13 protein-coding genes are annotated in these 11145 nt (G+C 69.7%); 3 read left to right on the forward strand and 10 right to left on the reverse strand.

Going from position 1 to position 11145, the window contains the following annotated elements; translation table 11 throughout:
* Positions 1-7: 7 nt before the first annotated feature.
* The 8 genes from AC06FP_RS05525 to AC06FP_RS05560 all read right to left on the reverse strand — a co-directional run bounded on the left by AC06FP_RS05525 (position 8) and on the right by AC06FP_RS05560 (position 7864).
* Entirely contained in the window at positions 8-205 is a 198-nt protein-coding gene (locus AC06FP_RS05525; protein WP_456119238.1) for a DUF1656 domain-containing protein, read from the reverse strand.
* The gene (locus tag AC06FP_RS05530) at positions 195-2345 is read right to left on the reverse strand and encodes an FUSC family protein (protein ID WP_478074825.1); all 2151 of its coding nucleotides are present in this window, start codon (positions 2343-2345) and stop codon (positions 195-197) included. The genes AC06FP_RS05525 and AC06FP_RS05530 overlap by 11 nt, the downstream gene beginning before the upstream one ends.
* A gap of 7 nt (positions 2346-2352) precedes the next feature.
* The gene (locus AC06FP_RS05535) at positions 2353-2847 is read right to left on the reverse strand and encodes a MarR family winged helix-turn-helix transcriptional regulator (protein ID WP_478074826.1); all 495 of its coding nucleotides are present in this window, start codon (positions 2845-2847) and stop codon (positions 2353-2355) included.
* A 223-nt stretch (positions 2848-3070) separates the two neighbouring features.
* The gene (gene cfa, locus AC06FP_RS05540; RefSeq protein ID WP_478074827.1) at positions 3071-4186 is read right to left on the reverse strand and encodes a cyclopropane fatty acyl phospholipid synthase; all 1116 of its coding nucleotides are present in this window, start codon (positions 4184-4186) and stop codon (positions 3071-3073) included.
* Between the two features lie 16 nt (positions 4187-4202).
* Complete coding sequence (locus AC06FP_RS05545; protein ID WP_478074828.1) at positions 4203-5039, reverse strand: DUF3298 and DUF4163 domain-containing protein; 837 nt, start codon at positions 5037-5039, stop codon at positions 4203-4205.
* A 58-nt stretch (positions 5040-5097) separates the two neighbouring features.
* Positions 5098-5391: a GNAT family N-acetyltransferase gene (locus tag AC06FP_RS05550; RefSeq protein ID WP_456119233.1), complete on the reverse strand. Its 294-nt coding sequence runs from the start codon at positions 5389-5391 to the stop codon at positions 5098-5100.
* Between the two features lie 254 nt (positions 5392-5645).
* Positions 5646-6266, reverse strand: coding sequence for a rhomboid family intramembrane serine protease (locus AC06FP_RS05555; protein ID WP_478074829.1), 621 nt, complete (start codon positions 6264-6266; stop codon positions 5646-5648).
* A gap of 2 nt (positions 6267-6268) precedes the next feature.
* Entirely contained in the window at positions 6269-7864 is a 1596-nt protein-coding gene (locus AC06FP_RS05560; RefSeq protein ID WP_478074830.1) for a POT-type proton-dependent oligopeptide transporter, read from the reverse strand.
* A 139-nt stretch (positions 7865-8003) separates the two neighbouring features.
* Between AC06FP_RS05560 and AC06FP_RS05565 the strand changes: the two genes are divergently transcribed.
* On the forward strand, positions 8004-8852 hold the full coding sequence (locus AC06FP_RS05565; protein ID WP_478074831.1) for an endonuclease/exonuclease/phosphatase family protein: 849 nt from the start codon (positions 8004-8006) through the stop codon (positions 8850-8852).
* Between the two features lie 55 nt (positions 8853-8907).
* Here AC06FP_RS05565 and AC06FP_RS05570 read toward each other — a convergent pair whose 3' ends face one another.
* Positions 8908-9519, reverse strand: a complete 612-nt coding sequence (locus AC06FP_RS05570) for a superoxide dismutase (protein ID WP_456119229.1) — start codon at positions 9517-9519, stop codon at positions 8908-8910.
* Between the two features lie 239 nt (positions 9520-9758).
* On the opposite strand from AC06FP_RS05570, the gene AC06FP_RS05575 reads away from it, so the two are divergent.
* Positions 9759-10217, forward strand: coding sequence for a guanyl-specific ribonuclease (locus AC06FP_RS05575; protein ID WP_456119228.1), 459 nt, complete (start codon positions 9759-9761; stop codon positions 10215-10217).
* Entirely contained in the window at positions 10214-10660 is a 447-nt protein-coding gene (locus AC06FP_RS05580; protein WP_456119227.1) for a barstar family protein, read from the forward strand. The genes AC06FP_RS05575 and AC06FP_RS05580 overlap by 4 nt, the downstream gene beginning before the upstream one ends.
* 10 nt (positions 10661-10670) lie before the next feature.
* Here the strand turns inward: AC06FP_RS05580 and AC06FP_RS05585 are convergent, their stop codons facing one another.
* Positions 10671-11096: a VOC family protein gene (locus AC06FP_RS05585; protein WP_478074832.1), complete on the reverse strand. Its 426-nt coding sequence runs from the start codon at positions 11094-11096 to the stop codon at positions 10671-10673.
* Positions 11097-11145: the final 49 nt, after the last annotated feature.

Below are 11145 nucleotides of genomic sequence, written 5' to 3' on the forward strand. Positions count from 1 at the left end.
CAATCTCTCAGAACAGCAACAGGCCCAGGCCGCCGAACAGGCAGGTGAAAACCGCGATGCGGAACAGCGACGGGTGCCAGACATGGCGGTACCAGCCGCGCCGCCCCGCCAGCGCGTCCAGCGCCCACAGCAGGACGCAGACCACGCAGAACAGCACCAGCAGGCCGGGAAACAGGCTGCCGCCGAAAGCGATTTCAATGGGCACGGGGCGGTTCCTCCGGGTTGGGATCGGTGGCGACGATGTAGGCCGCCATCACCGAGTGGTCGTCGACCATCGCCAGGCGCACCAGCCGCAGGTGGCGCAGTACCTGCCGCGCCACGCCGCGCTGGCCGGCCTCGGCGCGCGCGGCGTCGCTGGCCTGCCGCAGCTGCTGGTCGGCGCGCCACCAGGCGTGGCGGGACGGCTGCTGGAAGAAATCGGCCAGCGCCGCCACCGCCGCGTCCACCTGCGGGTGCAGCGGGCCGGACAGGGGTTCGCGCGCGACGTCCTCGCGCAGATGGATCAGCGCGCGCCCCGTCTCGTTGACCGCCAGCGCCCAGGCCAGCAGCCGCCGCGAGTCCTCGCTGCCGGGCGTGGCATGCGCCACGATCTGGTGCACCAGGTCGCTGTTCATGCTCTCGAACCGCTGTCTCAGCCCGGGCAGCGGGCCCTGCGCGGCAAGGCGCACCTGCGCCCGCAGCGCCGCCATCTGCCGCCGCCGCAGCCACGACGAACCGGCCACCGAGGGCAGCAGCATGAAGCTCGCCAGCGCCGCGGCCAGCGCGACCAGCTGCGACAGGCTGTCGTTGAAGAAGTGCTGCGCATCGAACACCATCGCGTTGCCCAGCGCGAGGATGTTGACGAAGCCCATCGCGTAGCCCAGGCCGAGCGCCGCCAGCCTGGGGCGGGTGGTCAGGTACGGGCCGACGACGAAGAACGGCAGGATGCCCGCCACCAGCAGTGCGTAACCGTCGAGCCGGGTCAGCACCTCGAACTCGCAGACGTAGCCGGCCACCAGGCCCAGCAGGTAGCCGCCGGACATCCTGACGGTCAGCCCCGCGGCGTTGGGCACCGTGGCGAACAGGCCGGAGAAGATGGTCGCCAGCAGCATCGCGTTGGCGCCCATCGGCCAGCCGGTGGCGGCCCAGAACGCGCCCAGCAGCAGCATCGTCGCCGTGGTGCGGATGAAGGCCAGCCCGGCGCCGGCATGATCGTTGCCGCGCACGAAGTGCACCTGCTCCACGCCGCGGGAAGCCACCACCCGCTCCAGCAGCCGCGCGCGGGCCCGCACATACGCTTCCAGTTCGTGCGTGAAGCGCAGCAGCAGGCCGGTGCCCACCTCGAAGTCCTCGGCCTGGCTGGCGTCGCCGAGGCCTCCGCGCAGCGACGCGGCGCGCCCGGGCAAGGCCTGGCGCACGGCGTGGATGCGCGCGGCCAGCGCTTCCGGCGGCAGCGACGATGCCGGCTGCAGGGCGCTGCCCAGCGGCTGGTACAGCGCCACCAGTGACTGCGCCGCGCTGGTGTCGTGCATCCGCATCAGCCGGTTGATCAGGTGGTGCAGGGACTGGAAGCTGGTCGAGGCCGCCATGAAGCGCTGGTTGAACTGCTGCAGGTGCAGGCTGCGCGCGCGCGCCTCCGGGTCTTCGAAGATCACCGAGCTGCGCAGGTCCTCCAGCGTCACCGCGTCGCGTACCACCCGCAGGTGCGCCTGCTCCATGCGCTCGCGCGGCAGTTCGCCCTGCACCGCCTCGCGCACGAACTCCAGGAAGTCGGCGTACTGCCCGCGGACCGCCGCGCGCAGGGTGTCGCGCAGCCGCACCGGCAGCACGGTATCGCTGATCACCGCGCTGACCACCAGGCCCAGCATCACCTCGCTGATGCGCGCCACCGCCGAATCGAATACCTGGCCGGGATGGGTGGAGATCACCGGCAGCGCGATGATGGCCGCGGTGTAGCCGGCCAGCACGAAGGCGTAGGACTTGAAATTGCGGTGCAGCGTGGCGCCGGCGGCGCAGGCGCCGATCCACAGCGCCATCACCAGCAGGAACGGTTCGCGCTGCTGCGGGAACAGCGCCACGATCGCCAGCGCGGCGGCGGCGCCCACCAGCGTGCCGAGCACGCGGTAGAAGCCCTTGGCCAATACCATGCCGCTCTGCCGGTGCATGACGATGATGGTGGTCATCATCGCCGTACCCGGTTGCGGCAGGCCCATGCGCATGGCCAGCCAGCCGGTGACGAAGAACGACAGCGCCACGCGCAGCACGAACAGCCAGGCGTCGGCTTCGCCCTTCAGGAAATCGCGCAGGCCCGCGTACCACGGGGCGACCCCGGGACTGGAGGTGACGGAGGATGGGACGGCGGACATCGCGGCCTCAGATCGCGTCGATGCCGGCGAGCATCTTTTTCAGCAGCGCTTCGAGCTGTTGCTGTTCGGTCCCGCTCAGCCCTTCCACCTGCTGCAGCAGCAGGCCGGACATGGCCGGCAGCATGCGCTCCACGCAGGCCACGCCTTTGCCGGTCAGGCGCAGGTCCAGCTTGCGCCGGTCCTCCGGGTGCGGGATGCGCTCCAGCAGCCCCTTGCGGCACAGCAGGTCGGTCAGGCGGGTGATGTTGGCCGACTTCTCGGTGGCCGCGCCGGCCAGCTCGGACGGGCTGACCGCGCGGTCCGGCGTGCCGTACAGCATCATCAGCACGTTGTATTCGGCATGGCAGAGGTCGTAGTCGCGCAGCACCGCGTTGGCATGGTCATGGACCGCCTTGTAGATGCCCTTGACCAGCCGGACCAGCACTGCGGGCCCGCGCGGGAACCCCGGCCACCGGTTGCAGGTGGCGTCGATGCGGGTTTCGGTGGGGTCGAAGCTGCTCATCGCCGGGAAGAAGGTCGGGGCCGGCGAATATAATACACAAATGTAATATCAATGAATGAATGAAAATTCACCCGGGCACCGGCACCGGCACCGGCAGCAGCCATGGCATCTGGGCGGGGGAATATGGACAAGCGGTCCTGCCATCGGCGGCCGGGGCCCCCGATACGACGCAGCCCGCTGCCGGCGCCTCCCCTGCAACCCGATCTGCCTTCCGGGTACGCGCCTAGCGCACCCCCAGGTAGCCGCCGGGCACGCCGTGCGGCGACAGCACCAGCTGCCACAGCTGCGCGTGGCGGGTGCGGAAGGTCGCCATCGAGCCGGCCAGGTAGAAGCGCCACATGCGCCGGAAGCGCTCGTCGTAGCGCGGGTCCAGCCGGTCCCAGGCCGCTTCCACGTTGGCCCGCCACGCCTGCAGGGTGCGGTCGTAGTCGGTGCCGAAGTTGTGCCAGTCCTCCAGCACGAACAGACCTTCCATCGCCGCGGTGATCTGCGCGGCCGAGGGCAGCATGGAATTGGGGAAGATGTAGCGGGCGATCCACGGGTCGGTGCGGTCGCGGCTGACATTGCTGCCGATGCTGTGCAGCAGGAACAGGCCATCCTCGCGCAGGCAGCGCCGCGCCACCTCGAAGTAGCTGCGGTAGTTCTTGACCCCGACGTGCTCGAACATGCCCACCGACAGGATCGCATCGAACGGCTCGTCCAGCTCGTGGTAGTCCTGCAGGCGGATCTCCACCGGCAGGCCGGCGCACAGTTCGCGGGCGAAGACCGCCTGTTCCTGCGAGATGGTGATGCCCACGCCTTCCACGCCATGGCGCTCGGCGGCGTACTTCAGCGCCTCGCCCCAGCCGCAGCCGATGTCCAGCACGCGCATGCCCGGGCGCAGGCCGAGCTTGCGGCAGATCAGCTCGAGCTTGGCTTCCTGCGCGTCGTCGAGGTTGTCGGCCTGGCGCCAGTAACCGCAGCTGTAGACCAGCCGCTTGCCGAGCATGGCCCGGTACAGGTCGTTGCCGAGGTCGTAATGGCGCCTGCCGACCTCATAGCTGCCCTGCCCGGCCTGCAGGTTGAACAGTTTGGCCTTGAGCGCGTCCCAGACCTCGCCGCCGCCATGCACGCGCTCGTCCAGCCGCGCCGCCAGCAGGTGGGCAAGGAACACGTCGAGCGAATGCGCCTGCCACCAGCCGTCCATGTAGCTCTCGCCCAGGCCGAGCGAGCCTTCGGCCAGCACCCGCGCATGGAAGCGCGGGTCGAGGATCTCGATGTCCTGCGGGCGTTCCCCGCCGGGGGTGACGCCCGCCTCGTGCAGCAGTGCCTCGACACGTCGTTGCAGCCCTGCATCCATCGCTGGCCTCCACGGTTCAGGGGTGTGCGAACAGCTCCCGGTAGGCTGCGGCCACGTGCGGCAGCAGCACCGCGGCCGGCACGTCCACGGTCTGCGTACCGTCGGAGTACGGCCCGACCTGGTACGGCGGGAACACGAAGCGCAGCGCGGCGATGCGGCCGGCGGCGTCCATCACCGGCTGGAACTGCGCGAAATTGGCCGCCTCCGGCGCGGTGCCCTCGTCGATCATCTTCGACAGGTTGCGCACCTGGGCCTGCTGCTCCTCCGGCGTCATCTCCTGGCCCTGCGCGCGCACCATCGCCTGCTCCAGCAGCTTGTCGCTGGTGTAGTCGCTGACCGCCTGCCAGCCCTTGGGCGAATCGATCAGCGCCTGCGCGGTCAGCAGCTGTTCCTTCTCCGGCAGCCAGACGAAGCGCGCCACCAGCGGCTGGCCGTGCGCGCCGCCGGTATAGCTGCTGCCTTCGGCCGACACCGCCACCACGCGCGGCGTGTCCACGGCCATGTCGAAGGCCAGCGACAGCTCGTAGGGCGCGGTGGGCTTGTCGTTGCCGAGTTCGTCCACCGCCTTGAGCAGCTCGGCCTTGGCATGGTCGGCATAGTCGGACAGGGCCCTGGCCAGACCGGGGTATTTGTTGGCCGCAGGCGGGTAACTGATGCCCAGCACGTAGCGGGCATTGGTCTCGATCACGTCCTGCAGTTCCACCGCCGCCGGCGCGCCTTCCGCCGGCGCCTCCGCGGCCGGAGCCTGGTCGCTGGCCGTCGTCGCCGGCGCCTGCGCTTCGTCCCTCCTGCACCCTGCCATCGCCAGCACGATCAATGCCGCCGCAAAGGCTCCCTGTCCCAAGCTCTTCATGTCCCTTTCCCTTCTCGATGGATCGCGCGGTTCCGCCTGGAACCGCCTCCGGCGCGGATTATCCCAGCAGGTCCGCGTATTCTCCATGGCGCTGCATGAAGGCCGCCGCATAGCTGCATTCGGGAGCCACCTTCAGGCCGCTGGCGCGGGCATGCGCCAGCGCGGCCCTGGTCAACAGCGCGGCGATGCCGCGACCGCCGATGGCCTCGGGCACGCCGGTATGGGTAATGGCCATCGTGCCATCGCGCAACTGGTAATCGAGTACCGCCCGCTCGCCGTCGACGGCGAGGGTGAAGCGCTGCGCGGCCGCGTCGTGCGCGACGGGCGGAAGCGCGGAGGCGTCATGGCTCATGGCGTGGTTCCCCTGACTGGATGCGCCCATTGTGCCGCGACCGCCTGCGGGTGCGACGTGAAAGGCGGAGCGCACCGCAGCGGGCCGTCATCTGCGGCCCGCCTGTTCCCCGGCAGTCCGGAAGGCACGAGCGCGGGCAAACGGCAGGCCCTCGTTCCCGCCGCCTCGCAGGCGGCACCGACCGCCGGGAATCGGGGACGAGGAAAGTCCACGCGGCCGTCAGCCCGTCCGGCCCGACGGCGGCGCGCGGGTGGTCAGCGCCCGAAGCGCGGGTTCATCAGCTGCTCCAGGAACACCTGCAGCACCTGCGGCTCCATGAACAGCATGAACATCACGCCGAACGCGGCACCGGCCAGGTGCGCGCTATGGTTGACGTTGTCGCCGCCGCGCCTGTCCATCCAGATGCTGTAGCCCACGTAGAACACGCCGTAGAGGATGGCCGGGGCCGGGATGAAGAACACGAAGATCAGCGACCACGGCGAGATCAGGATGAAGGCGAACAGCACCGCCGACACCGCGCCGGAGGCGCCCAGGCTCAGGTAGTTGGGGTTCTTCTGGTTCTTCAGGTAGCTGGGCAGGATCGAGACCACCAGCGCCGCCAGGTAAAACAGCGGGTAGGTCCACCAGTTGCCGGTGACGCGCAGCATGATCTGCTCGATCAGCCGCCCGAAGAAGAACAGCGTGACCATGTTGAACAGCAGGTGGGCGAAATCGGCGTGGATGAAGCCGTAGGTCACCAGCCGGTCGTACTGGCGGTGGCGGTCCACCGCCGGCGGCCACAGGATCAGCCGGTCGGCCAGCTTGCGGTTGCTGAAGGCCAGCCACGAGACCAGGCCGGTGATGGCGATCAACAGCAGGGTTATCGGTCCTTGCATGGTCAGGCTGCCCGGTAGTTGTCGACCATCCTGTAGCGCCGCGCGTACAGGCCGAAGGCCAGCGCCGCCACGAAGGCGAAACCAGCGAAGAAGAACATCAGGAACGCCGCCTCGCTCAGCCCGGTGCCGGCGATGCGCTCGGTCACCGCGTCGTTGCGCACCGCCGCGTTGGACAGCAGCACCCACAGGTTGCCGATGGTGGTGGTCAGGTTCCAGAAGCTCATGACCACGCCCTTCATCGAGGCCGGCGCCTGGCTGTAGGCGAACTCCAGGCCGGTGGCCGACACCAGCACCTCGCCGAAGGTCAGCAGCGCGTATGGCAGGATCTGCCAGAAGATGGACAGGGCGTTGCCGCCGTCCATCACCACCTGCAGGCCGCCCACCACCACCCAGGCCAGGCCGCTGAAGGCGATGCCGGCGGTCATGCGCCGCAGCGCGGTGGGCTCGAAGCCGAAGCGGCGCAGCGCCGGGTACAGCACCAGGTTGTTGAAGGGGATCAGGATCATCACCAGCAGCGGGTTGATCGCCTGCATCTGCGAGGCGCTGAACCACGCCGGCATGGCCATCTGCTGGCCCTGCAGCACCCAGGTCGAGGCCTTCTGGTCGAACAGCGAGAAGAACGGCGTGGTCAGGGCGAAGATCACCAGCACCTTGAGCACCGAGCGCACGCCTTCCACCGCGGCGTCGGGGTGCGTGCCGCGGGCGCGCTCGAGCTGCAGCAGGGTGCCGCCGCCGATGCCGGCCAGCAGCGCCACCAGCGCCAGGCACAGGTAGATCACCACGCCCAGCCCGCCTTCGCGCAGGCCGGCCAGGCTCATCGCCGCCAGCACCAGCGCCCACAGCGCCAGCGCGACGCCGGCCAGGGCCACCATCATGCCGGCGTTGCCCTGCCCCGGCGCGCGCGCCAGCAGCGCGGTGCGCACCACGGTGGCGAACGAATGCGGGTCCTTCGGCGGCAGCGGCACCAGCACGTAGCGGCGGCGCCCCAGCCAGAACACGAAGGTGGCCACGAACATCAGGATGCCGGGAATGCCGAACGCCCACTGCGGGCCCAGGTTCTTCAACGCCAGCGGGATCAGCAGCGAGGCGAACAGCGAGCCGAAATTGATGATCCAGTAGAAGGCGTCGAACACGACCCTGGCCAGGTGCTTGTTCGACTGGTCGAACTGGTCGCCCATGAACGAAGCCACCAGCGGCTTGATGCCGCCGGCGCCCAGCGCGATCAGGCCCAGGCCGAGGAAGAAGCCCTGACGGCTGTCCTCGAACAGCGCCAGGCACAGGTGGCCGGCGCAGTAGACCAGGCTGAACCAAAGGATGGTGTGGTACTTGCCGAAGAAACGGTCGGCCAGCCAGCCGCCGAGCAGCGGAAAGAAGTACACGCCGATCATGAAGCTGTGCATGATGTCCTTGGCCTCGCCGGCGCGGCCGTCGGCGGTCACCTCCTGCAGCAGCAGCGAGGTGATCAGGAACTGCACCAGGATGTTGCGCATCCCGTAGAAACTGAAGCGCTCGCAGGCTTCGTTGCCGATGATGTAGGGAATCTGGCGGGGCATGCCGGCCTTGCCGGCGGGCACGGTTGCCACGTCGTTGCTCGTCATCTGTGGGACGGTCCTGCGGATACTTGAAGGTGGCAAGCGTAACGCAAGCGGCGGTCCGCGCGCCCGCGCCGCCGCGCCTGCACGGCCCCTAGACAGGGCCGCACGCTAGCATGGCGGCCTGTCCGTACTGGTCGTCGCAATGAAGCACTGGGGCTGTCTGGCGCTGCTCGCCTTGTCCTTCGCCGTGGCCGCCGAGCCCGCCACGCCGGTGCTGCGGATCGCCAGCCTCCGCCTGCCGCAGGACAGCGCGCAATGGAACCAGCAGCGCGAACGGATCCTGGCCCTGCTGGCGGACCTGCGCGCCGACGTGATCGCGGTGCAGGACGTGCAGCAATCGCCCGACGCGCGCAATCCCGCGTGCTGGCTGGCCACCCGGCTGCGGTACAACTGCGATTTCATCACCGCCGACCCGCCCAGCCACGCGCAGCGCCGCGGCAGCGCGGTGCTGGCCGGCCTGGACGTCCTGGAGGACGGCATCACCCTGCTGCATGGCGAGGGCCAGCTGACCGCCGCCGGCATGCAGCGCGCGCGGCTGGACCGCAAGGTGGTGAACATCTACATCGCGCGCATCGCGCCGGACGGCAACGACCGGGAGGTGCGCGCGCAGCAGGCCTCGGACCTGCTCGCCTGGATCGGCGCGACCGCCGACGACCAGCCCTCGCTGGTCGTCGGCGAGTTCTCCGCGCCCACCGACGAGCTGGTCCGGCAACTGCCCGGCTTCCAGCCGGCGCGCCGGAATCCTTCGGTACGGCGCGCCGCCGCCAACGGCGCGGCGGCCACCCGCCCACACAGCCTGGACGTGCTCTACCAGGTGCGCAGTTTCGCCGACGTCGCCCAGCAGACGGTGGAACTGGCGCCGGCCACGACGGACACCGCGCCGCTGGTGCTGGGGGTGATGACCACGCTGCGGCTGATCGGCGGCACCACGGCCGATGCGCCGCCGCCGGAAACGGCGAAGCCGGACGTTTCCGCCCGGCCTCGTCCGTAGCCACCTGCCGGCGGGCCGGGCCTCAAGCCCCGCCCGCGCGGTCGGCCGTCGCCGTTCAGGCCACGGCTTCCTCGTAACGGCGCTCGACTTCCTTCCAGTTGATCAGGCTGTAGAAGGTCTCGATGAACTCGGCGCGGCGGTTCTGGAACTTCAGGTAGTAGGCGTGTTCCCACACGTCGATGGTCAGCACCGGGGTGCGGCCTTCCATCAGCGGGCTTTCCTGGTTGCCGGTCTTCTCGACCACCAGCTTCTTGTCGGCGGTGACGCTCAGCCAGGCCCAGCCGGAGCCGAACTGGGTCAGCGCGGCCTTGGTGAAGGCTTCCTTGAACTTGTCGAAGCCGCCGAGCTGCTCGTCGATGGCCTTGCCCAGCGCGCCGCCCGGGGTACCGCCGGCGTTCGGGCCGATCACATCCCAGAACAGCGAGTGGTTGCCATGGCCGCCGCCCTGGTTGCGCACGCCCTGCTGCAGGTTTTCCGGCAGGGTCTTGACCTTGCGCAGCAGCTCGTCGATCGGCAGGTCCGCGTATTCGGTGCCCTCGACCAGCGCGTTGAGGTTGTTGACGTAGGTCTGGTGGTGCTTGGAGTAATGGATCTCCACCGTGGCCGCATCCATGTACGGTTCCAGCGCGTCGTAGGCGTAAGGCAGCTTGGGCAGGGTGTAGGCCATGAGGAATCTCCTTGGGTTTTATGCCTGGGTTCGTTGTCCGGCGACCGCCGGACGGTGCACGGCAATGGTAGGCAGGAAGCCGCAACTTACCAAGGCCGATGTAAAGGAAACTTCGTCCTGCCGTGAGTACAAACGGCCGGCAGGCGGCGAAGGCACCGCGCGCGCGATGGCCCGCGTTCAAGAAAAATCCCGCGCAGACGCGATAATCGGCCCTTCCACGCGACACAGGCCCACGCCCCATGCGCAAACCCCTGCTCCTGCTCAGCGCCGCGATCCTGCTGGTGGCCGGCCTGTGGGCCATGCGCGCGCTGCAGCAGCCGCCGCCCCCGCAGTTCGCGCCCTCGCTGGGCGAAGCCGCCGCACCGGCGGTCGTCGAGGAGCCGCGCCAGCCCGGCGCGACCGACCCGCTGCCGGCCTTCCTGCCGCCGGAAGCGCACGACACCATCGCCCTGATCCTGCGCGGCGGCCCGTTCCCGCACCGCCAGGACGGCAGCGTGTTCGGCAACCGCGAGCGGCGCCTGCCGCAGCGCGCGCGCGGCTACTACCGCGAGTACACGGTGCGCACGCCGGACCTGGGCCACCGCGGCGCGCGCCGGATCGTCACCGGCGGCGACCCGCCCGAAGTCTGGTACTACACCGACGACCACTACGAGACCTTCCGCGGTTTCGAAGTGCCGGCCAACGGAGGCACGCGATGAGCGACAGCGGTTTCGACATGGGCCTGGAGGATGCCGGCCAGGCCGGCGTCTACGGCGTGGGCCACGGCGACCTGGGCGGGCTGGCCGCCGCCGCGCGCGACGCCGGGCTGAAGGTGCTGCGCGTGGACCTGGAGGCCTGCACCGACAAACGCACCCTGCTGCTGCGCATCGGCACCCAGCTGGACTTCCCTGCCGGCCGCGGCCGCAACTGGGACGCGCTGTCCGACGCGCTGCGCGACCTGTCCTGGCTGCCCGCCAACGGTTACGCGCTGCTGTTCGGCGATGCCGGCGACCTGCGCCAGGGCAACCGGGAAGATTTCGATACGCTGCTGGACATCCTCGCCGAAGCCTCCGCGCGCTGGGCCGAGGACAACGTGCCGTTCTGGGCGTTCTTCGAGCTGCCCGGCGGCGGCGAGGATGCCGCGGAACCGGACCCGGCCTGAGCGTGTCGTTTCAGCCCGGCGACTGCGACGGGCCCTTGAGCTCGATCACGTTGCCGTCCGGGTCGGCAAAATACAGCGACAGCCCATCGCCCTCGGCACCGAAGTTGACCTCCGCCGCGCCCAGCGCAGTGAGCCCGTGGCGATGCAGGTGGGTGGCGATGGCCGCCTCGTCGAACGGCTCGATGCGCAGGCACAGGTGGTCGACATTGCGCGCGCCCGCGCCCGGCGCCTCGCCGCCGCGGGCGCCCAGGGGGCCGTCCACGCCGACCAGGTCGATCATCGACGCGCCGGCGCGCAGATGCACCAGGCCCAGGTGTTCGCGCCGCCGGACCACCTCGCAGCCGAGCACGGCCTGGTAGAAGGCGATGCTGCGCGGCAGATCGCGCACGCGGAACACCACGTGGTCGATGCGCTGCACGGAGAAAGGCGTTGCCATCGCATGCTCCATGGAGAAACAGGGGAAGCGGCCCAGGGCCGGCCGCTTC

It is taken from the genome of Stenotrophomonas sp. Steno-Z2, from assembly GCF_056393235.1.

What these genes read in the sequence shown, in the direction of transcription:
- AC06FP_RS05550 (WP_456119233.1), bottom strand. Translation starts at nt 5,391, where the DNA reads ATGAGCCATGACGCCTCCGCGCTTCCGCCCGTCGCGCACGACGCGGCC.
- AC06FP_RS05585 (WP_478074832.1), bottom strand. Translation starts at nt 11,096, where the DNA reads ATGGCAACGCCTTTCTCCGTGCAGCGCATCGACCACGTGGTGTTCCGC.
- AC06FP_RS05555 (WP_478074829.1), bottom strand. Translation starts at nt 6,266, where the DNA reads ATGCAAGGACCGATAACCCTGCTGTTGATCGCCATCACCGGCCTGGTC.
- AC06FP_RS05545 (WP_478074828.1), bottom strand. Translation starts at nt 5,039, where the DNA reads ATGAAGAGCTTGGGACAGGGAGCCTTTGCGGCGGCATTGATCGTGCTG.
- AC06FP_RS05560 (WP_478074830.1), bottom strand. Translation starts at nt 7,864, where the DNA reads ATGACGAGCAACGACGTGGCAACCGTGCCCGCCGGCAAGGCCGGCATG.
- AC06FP_RS05565 (WP_478074831.1), top strand. Translation starts at nt 8,004, where the DNA reads ATGAAGCACTGGGGCTGTCTGGCGCTGCTCGCCTTGTCCTTCGCCGTG.
- AC06FP_RS05580 (WP_456119227.1), top strand. Translation starts at nt 10,214, where the DNA reads ATGAGCGACAGCGGTTTCGACATGGGCCTGGAGGATGCCGGCCAGGCC.
- AC06FP_RS05575 (WP_456119228.1), top strand. Translation starts at nt 9,759, where the DNA reads ATGCGCAAACCCCTGCTCCTGCTCAGCGCCGCGATCCTGCTGGTGGCC.
- cfa (WP_478074827.1), bottom strand. Translation starts at nt 4,186, where the DNA reads ATGGATGCAGGGCTGCAACGACGTGTCGAGGCACTGCTGCACGAGGCG.
- AC06FP_RS05535 (WP_478074826.1), bottom strand. Translation starts at nt 2,847, where the DNA reads ATGAGCAGCTTCGACCCCACCGAAACCCGCATCGACGCCACCTGCAAC.
- AC06FP_RS05570 (WP_456119229.1), bottom strand. Translation starts at nt 9,519, where the DNA reads ATGGCCTACACCCTGCCCAAGCTGCCTTACGCCTACGACGCGCTGGAA.
- AC06FP_RS05530 (WP_478074825.1), bottom strand. Translation starts at nt 2,345, where the DNA reads ATGTCCGCCGTCCCATCCTCCGTCACCTCCAGTCCCGGGGTCGCCCCG.